This is a genomic window from Actinoplanes sp. NPDC049802, assembly GCF_040656595.1.
Taxonomy (GTDB): Bacteria; Actinomycetota; Actinomycetes; order Mycobacteriales; family Micromonosporaceae; genus Actinoplanes.
In genome coordinates this window covers 38509-59464 of sequence record NZ_JBFAMR010000038.1, presented here as the reverse complement: position 1 = coordinate 59464, position 20956 = coordinate 38509, and the positions used below count along the sequence as shown (strand labels likewise).

Here is a 20956-nt window from a genome sequence, read left to right as displayed (position 1 = left end):
TGACCGCCGGCGGAGCGCGACGTGAACGTGTCGGTGTTCCTACTGCTCGGGGACCACCGGCTGGGGCACCTCACGCAGGCGCCGGTTGTTGCGCGGCTCGTGGCGGCCCTTGATGTCGTCGATCCGCCGCCGGAGATCGTCCCGGACGTCCATGACGGCCGCGTGCAGGTCCTCCTCGAGGGACGTGGTGACGATCTTCTCGCCGCCGCTGAGCCAGCACTCCAGGGTGACCTTCTGGCCGCGGGCGGCCCGGTCCTTCACCATGATCTCGAGTTCGGTGGCGTCGGCGTGGAACCCGGCGAGCCGGGCGTCCAGGGTGCTGAACTGCTCGACCAGCCAGTTCCGGTCCCCTTGCGAGAATCCGGCCCCGACACGCAGGCACTCCGCCACAGTGGCCGGGTTGGTGACGGCACTCATGTGAACTCCTCTGTCCGGCGAATACGGTCGGACACCTCATACCCACTTGATCACAGCGAACACCGCCCGGAGATCGTGACATGCCTTCCGGCCCACCCGTCCGGGCGATGTGGCCCGCCTCGGCTCCCGGTGTCAGGTGGGTTCGGGCCCGCCCGTGTCGCTCCACCGGGCCGTCTCCGGGCACCCGGCCTCCGATGAGTCGGCCGGCGTCAACGCGCCGGACGGCGGCCGGAACGGGTCGGGCAGGTGGCGCCACTCGTCCTCGCCGGCGGACAGCTCCTCGTCGGTGAGCAGGCAGGCGGTCAGCGTGCGGTGCAGCCGCACCGGGTCGAGGTCGAACCCGATGAACACCAGGTGCTGGTGGCGGTCGCCGTAATAGGGGTCCCAGTCGAGGTCGGCGGCGATCCGGCGCTCGGCGTGCACCGACTGCCAGGCGTCGTCGCCGAGCCCGGCCAGCCAGGCGCTCGCCGGAGTGAGGCGCAGGGCGGCCGCGGACTCCCAGGCCAGGACCAGCTCGGGGCGGCTGGCCAGCCACAGGTGGCCGCGGGAGCGCAGCACCTGGTCGATCACGTCGTCGAGGGCGGCGTGCAGCCGTTGCGGATGGAACGGGCGGCGGGCCTTGAACACGCACGACACGACACCGTTGCAGGGCAGCGGCTCGTGCAGGCCGACCGCACGGCCGCGCAGCCCACGGGTGGCGGGGGTGAGCGGGGCCGCGCTGTGGGCGACGGCCGGGGGATGGTCGTCGGCCGCGGTGAGCACGGCCGCCCACGGGGCGAGCCGGTGCAGCAGGACGCGCAGCCGCTCGGCCTCCCACGGGTCGTCGTCGGGCAGTTCGGCCAGCACGATGGTGTCGGCCTGCTCGATCTGGTGGGCGACGACGTCGCCGATGCCGCGGTCGTCGCCGGTCTCGGGCAGCACGGTCTCGTCGGCGAGGGCGTCGAGCAGCAGGTCGGCGGCGACGGCCGTGACGGTCCGGCCCAGCGCGACCCCGTCCGGCGGGGCGGCGGCGGTCCAGGTGAGGCGCAGGCGATCCGGCTCCCACGTCTCCGGGAAGGTCACCAGCAGGTCGCCGTCGTGCCGTCCGGCGATCGTCAGCAGGTCTTCCAGGGTGGAGAACGCGAGCAGCCGGGACGACGGCCGGTCGGCCAGGAGCCGGTGCGCCGCCGCGGCGGTGACGTGCGGCCAGAATCCGAACAGCGGGGTTACGGTCGTCATCTTCCCTGCTCAGTGCTGGTGAGTGAGTGGCGAGCATAGCGGTCGCCGGGCGTCGCCGGAAGGAGTCTACTGGAAACGGTTTTCGTTATAAACTAGGCTGGACATTGAGCACATTGCGTAATCGACCGACTACGTTATGCCCGGCTCATCGATTACGTTGGGGTGGACCGGCGCGAAGCGCGGTCGGGCGGGAGTGTGATGGCGCCATATCTCCAACCGCGCGTCGACGGCGATCTGCGGTCCATCCTCGACGGTCACGACAGACTTCACCAGATGGTGGACGCCCTGGGTTCGCCGCTGAACCTGGTGCTGCCGGACCGGCTCGCCGCCAACGTGCGGGACTTCCGGGCAGCCGTCCGGGCGCACGGCCTGAACGGCGGCGTCTACCTCGCACACAAGGCGAACAGATCCAGCGCCCTGATCCGGGCCCTGGCCGCCACCGATGCCGGAGCCGACGTGGCCTCACTGGGAGAACTGCAGCACGCGCTCGGCGCCGGCCTCGGACCCGACCGGATCATGGCGACCGGCCCGAAGAGCCGGGAGTTCCTGTGGCTCGCCGCGCGTACCGGGGCGACGGTCAACGCCGACTCGGCCGCCGAACTCGCCGAACTGGCCGCGATCGTGGCGGCGCACCGCCTGCCCCGCGTCCGGGTGATGGCCCGGTTGTCCGCGTTCGCCTCCACCGGCGCCAACGTGCTGACCCGGGCCAGCCGCTTCGGCACCCCGGCGGCCGATGCCGATCCACTCTGGGCGGTCCTCGGCGAACACCGCGACCAGCTCGACTTCCACGGCTTCGCCTACCACCTGGACACCAACGGGCTGCCGGAGAAGGCGACCGCCCTGGAAGGCTGCCTGGAAGCGATGGTCGAGGCACAGCGGCGCGGCCTCAACCCGCGGGCCGTCGACATCGGCGGCGGATTCGGCGTCAACTACCTCGCCGACAGCACCCAGTGGGAGGCGTGGACCACCGAGCTGACCGGAGCCGTCCTCGGCCGGCGGCCACCGATCACCTGGGACGGCCACGGGTACGGGCTGCGCAACGAGAACGGGCGGCTGCGCGGGACGCTCGCCGTCTACCCGGCCCACCGGGCACTCGCCGGACCGGCCTACCTGGACCGGCTGCTCGCCACCACGTCACCGGCGCACCGCCGCCCACTCGGCGAACTCGTCCTCGACCACCTGTACGACCTGCACCTCGAACCCGGCCGGGCCCTGCTCGACCAGTGCGGCGCGGTGCTGACCCGGGTCGAAGAGGTACGCGACGGCCTGGTCCGGATCGCCGCGAACAGCAACGACATCGCGCTGGAGGCGCACGGCGTACTGATGGACCCGATCCTCGTGCCCCGCGGGCAGCCGCGGCCGGACGACGGCCCGGTGGGGGTGTTCCTGACCGGCAACCTGTGCCTGGAAGCGGATCTGATCACCCGGCGGAAGGTGTTCCTGCCGGCCCGGCCCCGCGCCGGCGACCTGCTGGTGTTCGCCAACACCGCCGGCTACCTGATGGACTTCAGCGCCGGGAGCGCGCTGATGCAGCCCACCGCCCGCACCGTGGCCGCCTGGCGGCACGGTGACGGCTGGCGGTGGTGCCTGGACGAGCGGTACTGGCCCGTCACGGGCCGGGAGGAGACCGGGTGAGGTACGACAGCGTCACCGACATCATCGGCGGCACCCCACTGGTGCGCATCGACGACGCCGTGCACGGACTGCGCAACATCGACCTGTACGCCAAGATGGAGCTGTTCAACCCGTTCGGATCGGTGAAGGACCGCGCCGCGTGGAACATGGTCCGCCACCGGCTCGGCGAGGCGGCCGAGCGGGGCGACACCGTGGTCGAGCTGTCCAGCGGCAACACCGCCAAGGCGCTCGCCGTGATCGCCGGCATGCACGGGCTGACCTTCCGCAGCGTCACCAACCGGATGCGGATCCCCGAGGTGAAGGATCTGCTGCTGCTGCTCGGCGCGCAGATCGACGAACTGCCCGGCCGGTCCGAGTGCCTGGACCCGGCGGACACCGACGACCCGCTCACCCGGATGTACCACACCGTGTCCGCGGCCGGCGGCGGCTACCTGCACACCGACCAGTACTTCAACGACCTCAACGTGGAGGCGCACACCCGCGGGACCGGCCCGGAGATCATCGCCGACCTGGACGGCCGGGCCCCGGACTACTTCATCGCCTGCGTCGGCACGGCCGGCTCGTCCACCGGCGTGGCCCGCGTGCTGCGCCGCCACGACCCGGCGGTACGCGTCGTCGGGCTGGTCGCCGAGAAGTCCGACTTCATCCCGGGCATCCGCAACATCGACGAGGTGCACGAGGTGGGCCTGTTCGACCCGGACGTCTACGACACCATCGAGGCGGTCAGCTCGGACGAGGCGATCGACGGGCTGCTCACCCTGGTCCGCCGCTGCGGAACCCTGGCCGGGCCCACCGGCGGCGGCGCCTACCAGGGGGCCGTCCGCTATCTGCGCCGCGTCGACGAGGAGCTGACCGAACGGCGTACCGCGGTGTTCATCGTCTGCGACCGGGTCGAAAGCTACCTGAGCTACCTGCGGGAACGCCGGCCCGAGCTGTTCCAGCAGCCGGCCCGCGCCCACTCGGTGCGCACCCTCACCGGCGACGAACTGGCGGCCGTCCGGACCGTCGACGTGGCCGGGGCACAGGAGTGGATCGCCCGGGAACAGCCGCTGATCGTGGACCTGCGCAGCCCGTTCGCGTATAGGGCGCTGCACCTGGACGGGTCGGTCAACATCGCCGACGACCTGTTCGAGGAGATGCTGCGCGGCGGCCTGCCGTTCAGCCGGCGCCGCCCCGTGCTGCTGGTCTGCCCGGTCGGGGAGAAGTCGGCCCGGTACGCCGCCCTGCTCACCCGGATGGGCCACCCGGACGCCCGGTCCCTGTCCGGCGGGGTGATCGCCTGGCGGGACGCCGGCGCGGAACTGGTGAGGGACTGACACCGGTGTTCCCCGACGACCTACGGGACTGGCAGTCCCGCCTGCGCGACCAGTTCCCGATCCTCACCGCCCACCCGGGCCACGCCTACCTGGACAGCGCCGCCACCGCCCAGAAGCCACAGGCCGTCCTGGACGCCGTGACCGCCTACCTGACCAGCGAGAACGCCAACGCGGGCCGGGGCGCCTACCCGTGGGCCAACCGCACCACGGCGCTCGTCGACCTGGCCCGGCAGCGGGTGTCGGCGTTCCTCGGCGACCCGGAGCCGGACCGCTCCGGGGTGCACTTCGTCAGCGGAACCACCGAAGGACTGCGGGCGGTGGCCCGGGACTGGCTGGCCCACGAGCTGCGCGACGGCGACGAGATCATCGTGCCGTTCGCCGACCACGCCGCCAACGCGCTGCCCTGGCGGGAGACCGTGGACCTGCTCGCCCGGCAGGGCGTCCGGGTGACCGTCCGGCCGATGCCCTACGACGCGGCGCACGACTACGACATGCGCGCGCTGGCCGGGATGATCACCGACCGTACCCGGCTCATCGCCACCACCCACGTGCACCACGTCTACGGCGGCGACATGAACCTCGCCCGCCTCCGCGCCGCCGCCGGCCCCGACGTGGTGATCAGCGTGGACGCCGCGCAGAGCGCCGGCCACCTGCCGATCGACGTCGCCGCGATGGACGCCGACTTCGTGACCTTCTCCGGGCACAAGGCGATGGCGCTGCCCGGCACGGGCGTACTGTGGGCGGCCAACCGGCGCGGCCCGCGATTCACCCCCGGCGGCTGGAGCGGGACCCCGAACACCAGCGGCATCGTCAGCCTCACCGCCGCCCTCGACTGGCTGGACGCGGCCGGCGTCGACCGGATCGCCCGCTGGACCGTGGCCCTCGGCGCCCGGCTCACCGACGGCCTGCGCAAACTGTCCGCCTACGAGGTCCTCGGCTGCCAGCGGAGCCTGGCCGCCGACTCGCCGGTCCAGCAGCGGCACGGCATCGTGACCTTCCGGCACCACGCCATCGGCTCGAACGATCTCGGGTTCATCCTGGCCGCCGACGGGTTCATGGTCCGTTCCGACGGCCACTGCCAGGCCCATCACGGCGAGAAGACCTCTTCGGTACGGGTGAGCCTGCACGTCTACAACACGGTCGACGAGGTGGACCGCCTCCTCGACACCCTCGCCGGCCTCGACGACTGACCGATGCCGGAAGCGATATCCGTCTGATCAGGCGAGGTCGATCCGAAGCCGTTCCGCCTCGCCGAGCGCCCGGTAGTGCTCCGCCCTCGCCTCGTCGCCGGCCTTCCCGGCCGCGTCGGCGGCGGCTTGCAGCACCATCAGAGGCAGATCGGGCACGTCCCGCGCCTGACGGTCGGCCTCGGCGAAAACGGTGGCGGACAGGTCGCCGTCAGCGGCCGCGGCCAGCCGGAACAGCTCCTCGACATAGGTGCGGCCCAGGCCCACCCCGGTCCAGCCGGGCACATCGTCGAGGATGCGGCGGCACTCCCGCAGCGCAGCCCAGGCGGCATCGAGATCGCCGGCCCGGCGTTCCAGCGAGGCCAGATCACGCCGGCGGGCCGCGGAGTCGAACGTGCTCCAGGCCAGCGGGAGCCGCTCGCGCTGCACGGCCGCGGCCTCGGCGAAGGCGCCCAGCTCGGTCAACTGGTAGTGGAGCATGTCCAGGGTGTCCTTGTCCCGCGGGCGGCCGGCCGCCCAACGGTCCAGCCACTGGCGGGCCAGCACCGGATCGCCGGTCCGCATGGCCCGCGCGACCCAGGTGATCTCGTTCTCGTCGGCCGGATCAGCCGGAAAGGTGGCCCGCCGGTGCTCGAACCACTCCGCCAGCTCCTCCTCCGGCAACTCCGGTCGCCCGTCCTCGCCGAGCAGGTACTCCAGGACGTCGTCCCGGTCGGGGTGGGTGCTCTCGCGTACGAAATCGATGGTCCTCTGAACGCCCGCGGCGACCAGATGCTCCATGCCGTAGCCGCACCAGGTGTCGAAGTCGGTGCTCTTGATCTCCCAGTGCAGCCAGACGTCCTCGACCTGCCGGTACCCGGCGAGCAGGAAACCGGCCAGGCCGGTCTCCTCGTTCAGTTCCGCCTCCTGCTCGGCCAGCAGGCGCACCAGCGCGAGATCGCCGGGCCCGTGGTCGTACTGGAGCGCCCACAGCACCCGCGCCCGCCGCAGAGCGTTGCGGTCCTCGCCGTCCTGGTCCGGGTCGTGGCGCAACTCCTGCCACGCGTCGGTGGACTCCCGCATCCGTCGCAACTCGCGCCGCGCAGCCTCCAGCATCCGCCGATGATCTACTACCGGCCGGCGAGCCGTGTCACCGAGGTCCGGCGGCCCCACAGGATGGAGCCGAAGAACATGAACAGGTTAACGATCCCCGCGGATGAATCCGGGGGATTTCCCTCCGGGGCTGGTGGGCCCTGGATTTCCAGCTCGGACTGCATCTGATCCACGGAGGACGGCCAGGGAGCGATCGGGGTGGCGGTGGTGTCGGCGACGGTCATGACGCTTCTCCTCACGAAGGTTCGGGTCTCACTCACTCAGACCGGCGTGGTCACCGGAACCCATCGGTGGCCGGGCCGCCTCGCCACAGTGGATCGGTAGGTGTTAGATAGCGGCGTGGATCAGACGACCGCGGCCGCCCGGGGCATCGACCCGACGCAGCCCCACCCCGCCCGGCGGTACAACTACTGGCTCGGCGGCAAGGACAACTTCGCCGCCGACCGCGCGTCCGGTGACGAGCTGGAGAGACTGTTCCCGAAGGTGCGGCTCGGGGCGCTGGCCAACCGGGCGCTGCTGCAGCGCGCCACCCGGTTCCTCGCCGCCGAGGCCGGGATCCACCAGTTCCTCGACATCGGCACCGGCCTGCCGACCGCCGACAACACCCACGAGGTCGCGCAACGGCACGAACCGAACAGTCGGATCGTGTACGTGGACAACGACCCGCTCGTCATGGTCCACGCCCGGGCCCTGCTCAACAGCAGCCCGGAGGGGCGGACCGCGTACATCGAGGCGGACCTCAACGATCCCGGGGCGATCCTGGCGCACCCGGTGCTGCACGACACCCTCGACCTGAGGCAGCCGGTGGCGCTCATGCTGATCGCCGTCCTGCACTTCATCCACGGCGACGGCGCCGCCAAGCCGGTGGTCGGCCGCCTCCTCGACGCCCTGCCGTCCGGCAGCTACCTGGTCGCCACCCACGCCACCAGCGACTTCGGCACCCCCGAGCAGCAGGCCCTCTACCGGCAGCTCGTCGAGCAGGGCAAGTCGGACGTGTGGACCCGGCCGCGCGACGAGTTCGCCGACCTCTTCGAGGGCCTGGAACTGGTCGAACCGGGTGTGGTCCCGGCCAGCGAGTGGCGGCCGGAGGAGGGCGCGGTGATCCCGGAGCGCTCCGACATCAACGTGTGGACCGCGGTCGGCCGAAAACCCTGATCCGCCCGGGGCCGGGCGCGGTTCGCCCCGCGCCGTTCGCGATCGGCGGGGCTCGCCGGGTTCTCAGCCTCTGCCGGGGCCGGCCGTTGTGCTCCGGCGGTAGGCCATGACGGCGGCGTACGCATCGACTTGACCGGCGCCGGCGGCGGGCGCCGACGTCGCGCCGCAGGTCGGCTCGGCCGGGACAGCGGTGGCTGTGCTCGTCAGCAGCGACCTGGTGGCCGGCAGGTCGCCGATCAGATCCGGGGCGGCGGACCAGAGCAGGGCGACGACGCCGGCGACGTGAGGCGCCGCCATGGAGGTGCCGCTCATCGTGCCGTACGTGCCGCCGGGCAGGGCGGACAGGACCTCGGCTCCGGGCGCCACCAGGTCCGGTTTCGCTCGTCCGGCCGAGGTGGGGCCACGGCTGGAGAACGCCGCCACCGTGCCGGACTCGTCGGTGGCGCCGACCGTGACGACGTCGGGGTAGAGCGCCGGCGGGTCGGTGACCGTGCCGCAGGCCGGTCCGGTGTTGCCGGCGGAGGCGACCAGCATGATGCCGGCGGTGGCGAGTGCCGCGGTGGCGTCCGCGAAGGTGTCCGCTTCGCAGCCCTCGACGGCCGGGCATCCCCAGGAGATGGTCAGCACGTGTGGCGCCCGCGCCGGATTCCCGTCGGTGAACCGGTCCCCTCCGGCGGGGAACGGCGCCAGCATGAACTGCAGGCAGTCCAGATAGCGGGCGGGGCTGCCGAGATTGCGGTGCAGGTTGACGCACCCGGCCCACCGTGCGCCCGGCGCGACCCCGGTTCCCGTCCGGCCGACCGCCGAGGCCAGCGTGTGGGTGCCGTGACCGCCGTGGTCGACGGGCGTGGTGGCGTGATTCCATGGGTCGTACCAGGAGTCCCGGCCGCCCCGGAAGCCGTCGGCCAGTGCGGGATGGCCGCCGTCCGCTCCGGAGTCGGAAGCGCCGATGACGATGCCGGCCCCGGTCACACCGAGTTCGCGGGCGACCCGGTCCGCTCCGATCGCGGCGATGTCCCACGGGGTGCCGGCCGGAGCCGACTCGGCGCCGGTCTCCACCGGGATCGTGGCGGGAAGCGGCCGCGGCCGGGGGCTGTCCAGCACGGCGGCCACGTCCCCGCGTCGGCGCAACCAGGCACGTACGGCCGGCCCGCCGTCGACCTCGATCGCGTTGACGAGGTAGTAGGACGTGTAACGGACGTGCCCGCGGTCCAGCGCGGCACGCAGGTCCACCTGGGTTCGCTCGGCATGGGCGAGGAGGATCCGATGGACCTCGCGCACCCGGGCATCGCGGCCCGCCTGCCCGGTCCGGCGGGTGTCGACGCCGGAGAGGTCCGCCTGCTCGGTGAGGACGACGAACAACCGGTCGCCGTGCAGGCCCGGCTGGCCCGGACCCAGATGGACGGCGCCCGCCACGATCAGCACGACACCGGCGCACCCCGCCGCCAGCCTTCCCGACGGCCGCCGGGTGCGCCGCCGGCCGAACAGCAGACCGTAGCCCAGCCCGAGCGACGCGCCCACCCCGAGCGTCGCCACCCCGGCGACCTGCGTCCAGTACGGCACGTCACGGCCGTGCAGCATGACCGTCACCTCCTCCGGGCCGAGGAACGCCAACGGCCCGAAGACGGCGATTCCGATCAGCAGCGCCGTCGGCGCGGAGCCGGTCGCCGGCCGGCTCAGCAACGGTTGGAGGGCCGCCAGCGTGAACCCGGCGATTGCCAGCGCCGGTGACACCAGGGCCGGCCCCGGCTGTCCGGCACCCCCGGCGACCAGCGCCAAGGTGACCCCGGCAACCGCGCCGCCGGCCAGCACGGGGCGCGCGCCACCCGGACGCCGGCGATCGGCGTACACCGCGAAGAACCCGGGACTCAGGATGCCCGCCGCCAGCCAGCCGATCGCGGCCGCCGCAACGGCTGCCAGCACGGTCTCCAGCAGGCCGCCCAATGCGCCGAGCCACAGCCACGGCATCAGCGACACGAGCCCTCCGCCTCCGGCCGCCGCCAGAGCCGGCACATCCGCCCCGGCCCGGCCGGGATCCCGGCGCCGGCGCGGCAGCCGCAGCAGCAGCCCGCCGGACAGCGCGAGGACCGCCAGCACCGCGAGGTACGCCTCATGCCGGGAGACCGGGACCAGCCGGGCGACCGACAGCAGCGTGTACGCCGCCGCGCCCAGCGCCCACGCACGCCCGGCGGCTCGCACGGTGGGATGCACCGGCAACACCGCCAAGAGCAGCGCGGGCAGGCCGGCGAGCAATGCCGCCGTGCCGGCGAGCACAACCGCGGGCCGGCCGTCCGGTTGGTGCCCGGTAGCGGCCAGCACATCCTGCCCGGCCTGCCAGGCGGTCACCAGGCTGCGACGGGTCACCCCGATGATCCAGACCGCTACGCATATCGCCGACACCACAGCCCAGAACCGGCGTTGCGGCGTGAGGACGCGAATCCACAAAGGACTGCCGGGGTGACTGGCCATGTCGGCAGGATAGATCGCCACCTCGATGCGCACGTTGCGTTGCCCCGGCTCGGCTCGGCGCGGGTTCGTGCGAGTCCGATGCCGTGCGGTGCGAGCAACGCGGACGTCGACCGTGAAGGGCCGGTGTCAGCCGTCGGCGGTGAGACCCCGGGCGGTACGCGTCAGCTCGGTGAATCCGGTGGCCAGCAGGAAGGCCGCGTAGTCCGGCTCCTCATCGGCGTCGGCGTAGTCGAGCAGCCGGGTCACTCCGCCCAGTTCCAGCCAGCCGGCCGCCTGCCCGGCCAGCCAGGTGCCGATCCTTCTGCGCCGCATCCCGGGGCCGACCCACCGGTTCCCGACGTCCGCCCATGCTCCGGCCCGCGACATCCGCGGCCCGGCGTCGAGGTTCGTCTCCACCTCGATGTAGCCGACCTCGGCACCGTCGAGCAGCGCGGTGATCCGGGTTCCGTTGATCCCGACGGTCCGGCGGGTGGTCAGCCCGTCGAGTGGTGCCGCCGGGCGGGGCATGTCCTCCACCCGGGCGAGCAGGACGATCTCGGTGGGACCCGTCTGGCGGAAGCCGATGCGCTCGTAGACGGCCCGGATGTGCGGCCACTGCTCCGGCACCCCGTAGACGCCGGGGGCGGGCAGGGCCCCGTCGGCTAGGCGGCGGCTCACACCCCACCGCCGGAACTGGGCGTGGCAGGCGACGGCGAGGGCGTCCCCGGCCTCCGACGCGTCCGGCCAGTACGGGGCGTCCACCCAGCACACCAGCCACCGGATCTCGCCGGCGTCACGGTACGTCTGCCCGGTGCCGGGGTCGTCGCCGTACCGGAGCAGATGGGCGGCCGCGACGACGCGCCCGCGCTGCTCGGCGACCAGGGTGACCCGGTCGGAGACCCAGCGGTCGACGAACTCGCCCGGCTCCCGCTCCAGCTGGCTCAGCAGGGCCTGCACGGAGACGGACATGCCGGGTACGACGGCGGCGATGTGGGCATTCACCAGAGAGGTGACCTGATCACGGTCACCGCGCGCGAACGGACGGACAACTGTCGAGGACATGGCGGACCCTCCAACCCGATCGACTGGACGAGCCGCTACCACGCGGTACGGCACCACTTTACAAAGAGGCGCAAGGTGTAGACATGACGACCACATCGTTTCGCCGCACGGTGAGCGGCCTGCTGCTGCTGGCCGCGATCGCCGCGTGCGGCACCGGCACCGAGAAGGCCGCGCCCGCCGCGCCGGCGTCCGCGGCCCCCACCGGGGCTTCGACACCGGCCCCGGCCTCCCCGGCCGGCATCCCGGCCGCGGCGCTGCTGCAACCCGCCGACATCCGCGGCGCCAGGCCGGAGAACCTCGAACAGGGGGAGTACGCCTACGTGCGCCCGCTGCGCCCGTGCGGCGACGCCCGCTACCGCTCCGACAGCACCCGCACCGCCGCGGTGGCCAAACGGTACGTGGTGCCCGGCCCCGGCCAGGAGACCGTGCCGACCGTGGTGGTGCAGTTCATCGGCCGGCACTCGGCCGGCGGCGCGGCCGGCCAGGTCCAGGACATCGACGCGGCTCTGGCCAAGTGCCCGGGCGGGCTGGGTGAGGGCCGCCGGAAGTGGGACATCATCGAGTCGGACGCCGATTCGATCCTGGTGCGGATCGGCCAGCGGTTCAGCTACGCCGACGAGGAGCCGGCGACGGTCAACCACTACGCCGCACTGGCCCGGGTGAACGACGCGATCGTGGTGGTCGCCGACATGGGCTGGGAGAACATGGACGGCTCCGAGGACCTGGTCCGCGACCTGATCGGCAAGGCCCGGCAGCGTGCCGAGGCCGTCGGCTGATCAGCTCCCGGCCATCACCCAGCGGCCCCGGCCCTGCTTCTTCGCCTCGTACATGGCCATGTCGGCGTTGCGCAGCACGTCGTGTCCGGCGTCCGGCCCGTAGGCGGCGATGCCGACGCTGACGCCGATGTCCAGCGTCTCGCCGTGGAACGGGACGGGCCGGGCCACGTCGCCGAGCACCCGTTCGGCGAGGCGGATCGCCTCGGCCTCCGGCAGGTTCGGGCAGAACAGCACGAACTCGTCGCCGCCGAGGCGCACCACAAGGTCGGTGGCGCGTACGGCGCTGGACAGCCGTTCCGCGACCGTGGCGAGCACCAGGTCACCGGCGTCGTGCCCGTACGTGTCGTTGACCTCCTTGAACCCGTCGAGGTCGAGGTAGAGCACGGCGACCGGCCCGTCGCGCCGTTCCAGTTCGTCGGTGAGCGCGGCCCGGTTGGCGAGCCCGGTGAGCGGGTCGTGCCGGGCCTGGTAGGCGAGCTGTGCCTGGGTCCTCTCCTGTTCCCGGACGGCGAGGCTGAACCGGGTCAGCACGAACGCGGTGCTCAGGACGGTGGCGACCATCCCGGCGACGGCGTGATCCTGGAACAGCGAGAGCGCCGGTGTGGTCAGCAGCGCCAGGCCGAGGAACAGCACCCGCGCCGGGTGCAGCATGCCCACCCGCTGGCCGGGACTGGTCAGCTCGGCCCGCCGCTCGTGCAGGCACGTCGCGGTGATCATCGCGTTGCCCAGCATGATCAGCGGGCCGATCCGGGCCACGACCGCGTAGTCCAGGAACAGCGGCAGCACGTTGTAGGCGATGTCGATCGTCAGGTAGAGCACGACCGCGCCGAGCAGCAGCCGGGTCGGGACGCCCCGGTCGCCGGGCGACAGGGCGATGAACAGGATCGCGGCCAGCAGCACCACGTCGGCGACCGGGTACAGCGGCGGCACGATCGTCTCCGCCAGGGAGAGACCCGAGCCGAGGTACGGCATGATCAGGTACTGCCAGGAGGCCAGGGCGGCCGCCACGGTCAGGGTGAGGCCGTCCAGGACGGCGCCGCGCAGCCTGCCCGGGGCGCGGCGGCGGGCCATCATCGTCAGGGCCACCGCCAACAGTGGGTATCCGGCCAGCCAGAACGCGTCGGCCAGACCGACCGGCGGCACGCTGGACAGGTAGAAGTAGACCAGTTCGATGACGTCGCCGGTCAGCCACAGCGTCTGCGTGACGGCGGCCAGCAGCCACGGGCGGCGGTCCGGGCCGGGTGGGACACTTCGGACGGCCAGCCAGGCGAAGGCGCACAGCGTCGCGTAGACGATCAGGTACATGATGTTGCCGACCGTGGTGTTCCAGGTCAGCATCAGGCCGGCGACCGCCGCGGTCGCGCCGCAGAGGAAGATCCGGATCCGGCTGGTCGTCATGAGCGGACATTCGGTCGGCGGCGGCCCGATCCGCGGGAATCCCACTGTGACGCACAGCACCGGTATGGTCGCTGTGTGACGGTCGTGGTCGGGGTGGACGGCGCGGGCCGTACCCATCGGCTCCGCGTGCTCGCCGCGGCGGTGACCGGGCCGGTGTGGTTCTCCGGCGAGGTGACCGCCGCGCTGCGGGACGCGCCGCTGGTGGTCGTCGACGACGCGCACCGCCTCGACGCCGCGACCCTGCGGGAACTGGCCGCCCTGTGCCGCTCGGGCGTGCCGATGGCGATCTCCCGGCGGCCCACGATCGATCTTCCGGAACTGGCCGACCTCGATGAGGCCGCCGCGGCCGACGGCGTGGAGGTGCTCGGGGCGCTGGACTCCGACGCGGTGGCCCGGCTGGTGGCCACGGTGACCGGGCGGCCGGTGTCGCCCGAGGTGGCCGACGCCGTGCACCGGGCCTCGGGTGGGATCCCGGTGGTCGCCGTCGCGACCGCCACGGCGCCGGCCGGTGAGGTGGCGCCCGCGCTGCTGGCCCGGGTGCAGCGACGGTTCGCCGTGCTCGGTGATACGGCCGTCACCGTGGCGCGGGTGCTCGCGCTGCGACTGGACCTCGGCGACGAGGTGATCGCCGCCGCGTGCGGGCTCGACGTGACCGGGCTCGGCGCCGTTCTGCGGGTGCTGCGGGACGAGGGCCTGGTCCTGTCGTCGGAGCGGATGGCCCCGGCGGTGGCCGAGGCGGTGCTCGCCGAACTGCCCGGAGCCGAACGGCGGCGCCTTCACGATGCGGTCGCCGGCGCGTTGCTGGCGACCCGGGCCGATCCGGTCACCGCGGCCGGTCGGTTGCGGGCCGCGCGGGCGTCGACCGAGGCGGCCGCGTCCGTCTACCGCGCTGCGGGGGAGCGGTTGCGGTTCACCGACCCGTCGGCCGCGCTCGGCTGGTTCGACGACGCGGCCGACTGCGGCGCCGGCCCCGCCGGCCTGGCGGTGGGCCGGGCCGAGGCGCGCGCGCTGCTCGGCCTGCCGGTCGACGTCGACCAGCTCAGCCTCACCACCTCCCGGGAGAAGCTGGTCGCGGGGGCGGTCGCCGCCCAGGAGGGCCGGGCGGCCCGGTCCGCCGAGTTGCTGCTCGCGGCCGGCGGCATCGGCCGGATCCTGGCGGTGCCGGCGCTCGTCGCCGTCGGCCGGCCGGGTGGGCACGTTCCCGCTGAGCGGGTGGCCGATCCAGGCGATCCGGCGGTACGGGTGAGCGACTTCCCGCCCCCGGAAGCGGGCCTGTCGCCAAGCGCCGGCTCGCCACCCGTGGGACGGCACCCGGGAATGCGAGCGCCGGGTGGAGGGTCCCCGGGGGCGGGGCCGCCCGAGATCGGGCCGCCCGAGATCGGGCCGCCCGAAGCCGCCGCTCCCGAAAGCGTGTTGCCCGAGGTCGGGCCGTACGACGTCGGGGTGCCCGGAAGCGTGTTGCCCGTGCACGTCCCGGCCGCGTTGACGCGCCTCGCCGAAGGGGCTCTGGCGGCGACCGCCCCGGAGGCCGCGTTGCCGCTGCTCATCGAGGCGGCCGAGGCGATGGAACGCGGATCTCCGCAACTGGTCCTGCCGGACACCCCGCACGCGATCGCCGCCGTGGTGGCCGTCGCCGCCGGGGACGTCGCCTCGGCCGAGCATCTGCTCACCCGGGCCCGGGCGGCACGGGTCGGCGGCCCGGCGGCCGACGAGCGGCACCGGCTGCTGCTGGCCTGGGCTCGCTTGCGGGCCGGCCACTACGACACCGCCCTGCACGAGCTGCGGTTCCCGCCGGGCGCCGAACCGTCCGGCCGGGACCGGCTGCTGCGGGCCGCGCTGGCCGCCGGGGTCGCCCGGCGGCGGGGTGACATCGCCGGGCTGCGGGACGCCTGGACCGGGATCGAGCCGCTGCTGGCCCGCCGTGCCGTCGATCTGTGGCAGCTGGAACCCCTGGAGGAGCTGGCGGTGGCCGCGGCCCGGCTCCGCCGCCTCACCCGGGTCGCCCCGGTGCTGGCCCTGCTGGACCGGATCGTCGCCGGACTGGGCGGCCCGGCCACCTGGTCGGTGGCGCTGGACTGGCTGCGCCTGCAGACCGTGATCGTCACCGAGGACGCGGCGGCGGCCGCCGAGACGGCCGGGCGGATGGCGGCGGCCGATCCGGCCGAGGCCCGGCCGCGGGCGCAGTGTGTGGCCGCCCGGCGGTGGGCACAGGTGCTGGCCGGAACGGTGGACCCCGACGGCGTTCTGGCCGCCACCGAGGACCTGCACGCCGCCGAGCTGCCGTGGGAGGCGTCCCGGCTGGCCGGGCAGGCGGCGATCCGTACCGCTGATCCGCACGCCGCACGCCGCCTGCTGGAGCGGGCCCGGGAGTTGTCCGAGCCGGACACCGAGAGCCCCGGCGGCGGTGGCGGGCTGTCCGAACGTGAAGTCACCGTGGCCCGTCTGGTGCTGGCCGGCAGCACACACCGTGAGATAGGCGCTCAGCTATATATCGCGCCGAAGACCGTCGAGCATCACGTGGCACGGATCCGCGGCAAGCTCGGCGCGAACACCCGGGCCGAGTTGCTGGCGATGCTCCGGGAGATGCTGGACGGCTGACGGCCCCGTCTCGTGGATCTCCCGACCTGCCTCTTTGCAACGATTCCGCGATCCGATGAGTTGGATCTCGGACACCGCACTGTGGATCCCCTAGCGCACCCCCTATACCACGGGGGACACCCCGATGCCCGGACCGGGTTGCGGGTCGCACGCTGGTGCCGTGCCCGGATGAAGGAAGCGGGACACATACACCGACCTAGGAGAGATCATGACCGTCAACGCAGCCGACCTGCTCAAGGACTTCGTCGTCAATCTGCTGACTGACCGTGACTTCGCGGCCCGGTACGCCGAGGACCCGAACGGCACCCTGACCGCCGAGGGCGTCACCGATGTCGACCTGTCGGCCGTGAACGTCCCGGCGGTCGTCAACGAGGCCGCCGCCGAGCCGGAGGTCTCCTCCGAGGCCCGGTCGGCGCTCAGCAACTACTCCGGTGGCGGTGGCGGCGGCGGTGGCTCCGCGCCGGCCGCGTCCAGTGCCGGCACCCAGTCGGTCGAGCAGGTGGTGCAGCACCTGAACTACGTCACCTACACCACCTACGAGGGCGACGAGACGATCACGCAGAACCTCGACCTGTCCGTCACCACGATCACCGACAACAGCCTCGACCTGGACGTGGACGGCAACGTCTTCGGCGACATCGACGCCAGCAACACCAGCGCCTCCGGTGACGGGGCGGTGGCCGGCGGCGGGAACGTGAACGCCGCGACCGGTGACGGCGCGGTCGCCACGGCCGGCGACGGCGACGTGAACGCGGCCACCGGCGACGGCTCCACCGTCGTCGACGGCGACATCAACTCGGTGAGCGGCGACGGGGGCCTGCTGATCGACGGCGACAACTTCGGTCAGGCCAACACCGGCGACGGCGCGGTCCAGGCCGGCGACGACATCTCCGGCGCCGTGAACACCGGCGTCAACACCGGCATCGTGGCCGACGAGCTCGACGACGCCGTGGTCGGCGACGGCAACCAGACCGCCCAGGTCGACGGTGGCGCCGACGAGTCGGTGTTCAACTTCGGCGACGGCGACGTCAACAACCTGCCGGACGCCGAGATCGAGGACAGCGCGGTCACCTTCGGCGGCGGCGACGCCACCAACGTGTCCGACGTGACGGCGGACGACGGCTCGGCCGTGTCGGTCGGCGGCAACGCCGGCGGCAACAACGAGGACAACGACACCACCGTCACGACGGTGTCCGACAACGACACCCAGATCAACGACAACGACACGAACATCAGCGACAACGACACCAACATCACCGACATCGACACCACCAACGTCTCGTCGGACGACGACACGATCGAGAGCGGCGACGACACCACCGTCGTCGGCGCCTGACCCTGGAGGAGACGTGGCCGAGGTCGCGAAGGCCGTTGCCCTGGTCGATCTGGCGCTGCGCGCCTGTGAGGCGTACGACCGTCTCGACGCGGCCACCAGGCTCACCGCCGCGAAGGAGTCCCTGGCCGACCCGGTGCTGCACGTCGTCGTGGCCGGCGAGTTCAAACAGGGCAAGAGTTCCCTGGTCAACGCCCTGGTCGGGGCGACCGTCTGCACGGTCGACGACGACCTGGCCACGGCGGTGCCGACCTACGTACGGTACGGCGAGAAACCCGAGGCGGCCCTGCTGTACGGGCCGGGCCGCCGAGAGCCGATCCCGGTCGCCGACGTCCGCCGGCACGTGCTGGAGGGCAGCGCGAATCCGGCGGCGGGCGATCGGGTGTCCGGTGTCGAGGTCCGCATCCCCCGCAAGATCCTCGCCGGCGGTCTGGTCCTGGTGGACACCCCCGGCGTCGGCGGCCTCGGTTCGCCGCACGCCGCGGCCAGCCTGGCCGCCGTGTCGATGGCCGACGCCGTCCTGTTCGTCACCGGTGCCGCGCAGGAGCTGACCCGCAGCGAGATGGACTTCCTGCAACGGGCCCGGTCGCTGTGCCCGGTGGTGGCGTGCGTGATCACCAAGACCGACTTCTACCCGGCGTGGCGGCGCATCCGGGACCTGAACGAGAGGCACCTGGCCGCCCACTGCCCGGTGCCGCTGATGCCGGTGTCGTCGGCGCTGCGCTCCCGCGCCGTGAAGGCCAACGACACCGCCCTGAACGCCGAGTCCGGCTTCACCCACCTGGTCGGCTTCCTCACCGACAAGATCGGCGCGTCGGCCGCCGACAAGCTGGCCGCCGAGGCGGCGGCCGAGGTGAACGCCCTCTGCGACCAGCTCGACAGCCGGTTCCAGGCGGAACGCGCGGCGCTCGCCGACCCGGAGGCCGCCGCCCGGGTGGTCCGGCAGCTGACCGGCGTCAAGGAGCGCGTCGAGGCCCTGAAGAGCGCCGCCGCCAAGTGGAACCAGACGCTCAGCGACGGCATCACCGACCTCACCTCGGACATCGACCACGATCTGCGGGCCCGGGTCCGGGTGGTGATCGCCGAGGCGGACACCGCCATCGAGGAGGGCGACCCGGCCGACACCTGGGCGGAGATGGAGGCGTGGCTGCAGTCCCGGATGGCCGACGAACTGCTGGCCAACTACGAGCTGCTCCGCGAGCGGGCCACCGACCTGGGCGTACGCGTCGGCGACCACTTCCACGAGGCGTCCACGATGATCATGCGGCGGCCGTCGGTGACCGATCCGACCCCGCTGGCCAGCGTCGCCGACTTCCAGCACAAGATCGACCTGCAGCGGATGAAGCTCACCAAACAGGCCATGGTGGCGCTGAAGAGCGCGTACGGCGGCGCCCTGATGTTCATCATCCTGGGCAGCCTGGTCGGCGTCTCGCTCGGCCCGATCGGCATCGGCATCGGCCTCGTGATGGGCCACCGCGGCCTGCGCGACGAGAAGAAACGCCAGGTCACCAAGCGCCGCGCCGAGGCCCGCAACGCCATCCGCCGCTACTGCGACGAGGTCAGCTTCGTGGCCGGCAAGGACTCCCGGGACACCCTGCGCCGGGTCCAGCGGCAGCTGCGCGACCACTACAGCGGACTGGCGGAGGAACTCAACAAGGCCAACGCGCAGGCCCTGAACAGCGCCGCCGAAGCCGCCAAACGCACCCAGGCCGACCGGGAGAGACGGCTCAAGGACGTGGACGCCGAACTCGCCAGGGTCCGGCAACTGCGCCAGCGCGCCCAGGCGGTGACCACATGAGCAAGTTCGGACAGAGTTTCGACACGGCGCCGGAGCGCGGCGGAGGTGGCGCGATGAACCTCACCGACCGGACTCGCGCCGTCCTCGGCCAGGCGATCGCCACCTACCACGGCACCGCCGACGCGGCCCGCCTCGCCGCCGTCCGCGACCGGCTCGCCGCCCCGCTGCGGGTCGCCGTCGCCGGCCGCGTCAAAGCGGGCAAGTCCACGCTGCTCAACGCACTGGTGGGGGAGCGGCTCGCGCCCACCGACGCGGGCGAGTGCACCCGCATCGTCACCTGGTACCGGGACGGCCACGCCTACCAGGTGCAGGCCGCCCTCAAGAAGGGACCGGCCCGGCCGCTGCGGTTCACCCGTGACGACGGCGCCATCGACATCGACCTCGACGGGCTGAACGCCGCCGACATCGACCGGCTCACCGTGACGTGGCCGTCGCGCGCGCTGCGCACCGTCACCCTGATCGACACGCCCGGCATCGGCTCACTCTCCGAGCAGACCGCCCGGCACACCTGGGAGCTGCTCGCCCCGGACGACGAGGAGACGCCCGCCGACGCGGTCGTCTACCTGCTGCGGCACCTGCATCCGGGTGACGTCGAGTTCCTGCGCGCCTTCCACGACACCGAGGTGTCCCGGCCCAGCCCGGTCAACGCGATCGGGGTGCTGTCGCGGGCCGACGAGATCGGGGCCGGCCGGCCCGACTCGATGGCGTCGGCCCGGCGGATCGCCACGCGACTCGGGACCGACGGCAACGTGCGCAGGCTGGTGCAGTCGGTCGTACCGGTGGCGGGTCTTCTGGCCGAGACGGCCGTGACGTTGACCGAGACCGAGGTCTCGCAGTTGCGGAAGATCGCCGCCCTGCCGGTCAAGCAGGCCGAGGAGCTGCTGCTCTCCGCCGACCGCTTCGCGTCGGCCATGCCCGAGCTGGGACTGACCTCACTCGAGCGGGAGGCGCTGCTGGCCCGTTTCGGCCTCTACGGGGTACGCCTGACGAGCACCCTGCTGCGCCGGGAGGTGGCCACCACCGCGACCGCCCTGGCCAAGGAACTCGCCGACCGCAGTGGCCTGACCCAGCTCAAGGAGATCATCGGCTCGCTCTTCTACGACCGCGCCGACGTGCTCAAGAGCCGGTCGGCGCTGCTGGCCGTGGCCGAGACCGTGCGGGAGCGCCCACGGCCGGGCAGTGAGGCGGTGGCCGCCGCCGTCGAGGAGATCATGGCGTCCGCGCACCCGTTCAACGAACTGCGCGTGCTGTCCAGTCTGCGCGCCGGGTGGATCACCGGGAAACCGGACGCGGTCGCCGACCTGGAACGTCTGATCGGCGGCGCCGGAAGCGCGCTGAGCGACCGGCTGCACCTGGCACCGGACGCGGCCGCCGCGGAGCAGGCCGCCAGTGCCCGGGAGGCGCTGGCCCGCTGGCAGCGCCGTGCCGAGAACCCGCTCACCTCGTACGAGATGAGCGTCGCCGCCCGGGTGGCGGTGCGTTCCTGTGAGGGCATGCTGGCCCGGCTGGAGCAGCGCTGATGT

16 protein-coding genes are annotated in these 20956 nt (G+C 72.9%); 9 read left to right on the top strand and 7 right to left on the bottom strand.

Features of this window, described 5'->3' with window-relative positions:
• Window positions 1-39: 39 nt before the first annotated feature.
• Both AB0I88_RS24915 and AB0I88_RS24910 read right to left on the bottom strand, forming a co-directional pair.
• Window positions 40-417 carry an HPF/RaiA family ribosome-associated protein gene (locus AB0I88_RS24915; protein WP_361029031.1) on the bottom strand — a complete coding sequence of 126 codons (378 nt, stop codon included), beginning with the start codon at window positions 415-417 and terminating at the stop codon, window positions 40-42.
• 132 nt (window positions 418-549) lie between these two features.
• Window positions 550-1635: a GTP-binding protein gene (locus tag AB0I88_RS24910; RefSeq protein WP_361029028.1), complete on the bottom strand. Its 1086-nt coding sequence runs from the start codon at window positions 1633-1635 to the stop codon at window positions 550-552.
• Window positions 1636-1833: 198 nt separating this feature from the next.
• Here AB0I88_RS24910 and AB0I88_RS24905 point away from each other — a divergent pair, with 198 nt between their 5' ends.
• Genes AB0I88_RS24905 through AB0I88_RS24895 form a run of 3 tightly spaced genes read left to right on the top strand, consistent with a single transcriptional unit; the run spans window position 1834 to window position 5776 of the window.
• Window positions 1834-3270, top strand: coding sequence for a Y4yA family PLP-dependent enzyme (locus AB0I88_RS24905; protein ID WP_361029025.1), 1437 nt, complete (start codon window positions 1834-1836; stop codon window positions 3268-3270).
• Window positions 3267-4586 (top strand): pyridoxal-phosphate dependent enzyme, encoded by a 1320-nt coding sequence (locus AB0I88_RS24900; protein WP_361029022.1) that lies wholly within the window; start codon window positions 3267-3269, stop codon window positions 4584-4586. The genes AB0I88_RS24905 and AB0I88_RS24900 overlap by 4 nt, the downstream gene beginning before the upstream one ends.
• A 5-nt stretch (window positions 4587-4591) precedes the next feature.
• Window positions 4592-5776, top strand: a complete 1185-nt coding sequence (locus AB0I88_RS24895) for an aminotransferase class V-fold PLP-dependent enzyme (protein WP_361029019.1) — start codon at window positions 4592-4594, stop codon at window positions 5774-5776.
• 27 nt (window positions 5777-5803) lie between these two features.
• Here the strand turns inward: AB0I88_RS24895 and AB0I88_RS24890 are convergent, their stop codons facing one another.
• Both AB0I88_RS24890 and AB0I88_RS24885 read right to left on the bottom strand, forming a co-directional pair.
• Window positions 5804-6868 (bottom strand): hypothetical protein, encoded by a 1065-nt coding sequence (locus tag AB0I88_RS24890; RefSeq protein ID WP_361029016.1) that lies wholly within the window; start codon window positions 6866-6868, stop codon window positions 5804-5806.
• Between the two features lie 14 nt (window positions 6869-6882).
• Window positions 6883-7089 carry a hypothetical protein gene (locus tag AB0I88_RS24885; RefSeq protein ID WP_361029013.1) on the bottom strand — a complete coding sequence of 69 codons (207 nt, stop codon included), beginning with the start codon at window positions 7087-7089 and terminating at the stop codon, window positions 6883-6885.
• Between the two features lie 115 nt (window positions 7090-7204).
• On the opposite strand from AB0I88_RS24885, the gene AB0I88_RS24880 reads away from it, so the two are divergent.
• On the top strand, window positions 7205-8020 hold the full coding sequence (locus tag AB0I88_RS24880) for an SAM-dependent methyltransferase (RefSeq protein WP_361029010.1): 816 nt from the start codon (window positions 7205-7207) through the stop codon (window positions 8018-8020).
• Window positions 8021-8083: 63 nt separating this feature from the next.
• On the opposite strand, the gene AB0I88_RS24875 is transcribed toward AB0I88_RS24880, so the two are convergent.
• Both AB0I88_RS24875 and AB0I88_RS24870 read right to left on the bottom strand, forming a co-directional pair.
• Entirely contained in the window at window positions 8084-10384 is a 2301-nt protein-coding gene (locus AB0I88_RS24875; RefSeq protein WP_361029007.1) for a S8 family serine peptidase, read from the bottom strand.
• Window positions 10385-10615: 231 nt separating this feature from the next.
• The gene (locus AB0I88_RS24870; protein ID WP_361029004.1) at window positions 10616-11530 is read right to left on the bottom strand and encodes a hypothetical protein; all 915 of its coding nucleotides are present in this window, start codon (window positions 11528-11530) and stop codon (window positions 10616-10618) included.
• Window positions 11531-11613: 83 nt separating this feature from the next.
• On the opposite strand from AB0I88_RS24870, the gene AB0I88_RS24865 reads away from it, so the two are divergent.
• Complete coding sequence (locus tag AB0I88_RS24865) at window positions 11614-12306, top strand: hypothetical protein (protein ID WP_361029001.1); 693 nt, start codon at window positions 11614-11616, stop codon at window positions 12304-12306.
• On the opposite strand, the gene AB0I88_RS24860 is transcribed toward AB0I88_RS24865, so the two are convergent.
• Window positions 12307-13704, bottom strand: a complete 1398-nt coding sequence (locus AB0I88_RS24860) for a GGDEF domain-containing protein (protein ID WP_361028998.1) — start codon at window positions 13702-13704, stop codon at window positions 12307-12309. It abuts the gene before it with no gap.
• Between the two features lie 75 nt (window positions 13705-13779).
• On the opposite strand from AB0I88_RS24860, the gene AB0I88_RS24855 reads away from it, so the two are divergent.
• The 4 genes from AB0I88_RS24855 (at window position 13780) to AB0I88_RS24840 (ending at window position 20953) form a co-directional block, all read left to right on the top strand.
• Window positions 13780-16302 carry a helix-turn-helix transcriptional regulator gene (locus tag AB0I88_RS24855; protein WP_361028995.1) on the top strand — a complete coding sequence of 841 codons (2523 nt, stop codon included), beginning with the start codon at window positions 13780-13782 and terminating at the stop codon, window positions 16300-16302.
• Window positions 16303-16510: 208 nt separating this feature from the next.
• Window positions 16511-17638: a hypothetical protein gene (locus AB0I88_RS24850; RefSeq protein WP_361028992.1), complete on the top strand. Its 1128-nt coding sequence runs from the start codon at window positions 16511-16513 to the stop codon at window positions 17636-17638.
• Between the two features lie 13 nt (window positions 17639-17651).
• The gene (locus tag AB0I88_RS24845) at window positions 17652-19433 is read left to right on the top strand and encodes a dynamin family protein (RefSeq protein ID WP_361028989.1); all 1782 of its coding nucleotides are present in this window, start codon (window positions 17652-17654) and stop codon (window positions 19431-19433) included.
• Window positions 19430-20953 (top strand): dynamin family protein, encoded by a 1524-nt coding sequence (locus AB0I88_RS24840; RefSeq protein WP_361028986.1) that lies wholly within the window; start codon window positions 19430-19432, stop codon window positions 20951-20953. The genes AB0I88_RS24845 and AB0I88_RS24840 overlap by 4 nt, the downstream gene beginning before the upstream one ends.
• Window positions 20954-20956: the final 3 nt, after the last annotated feature.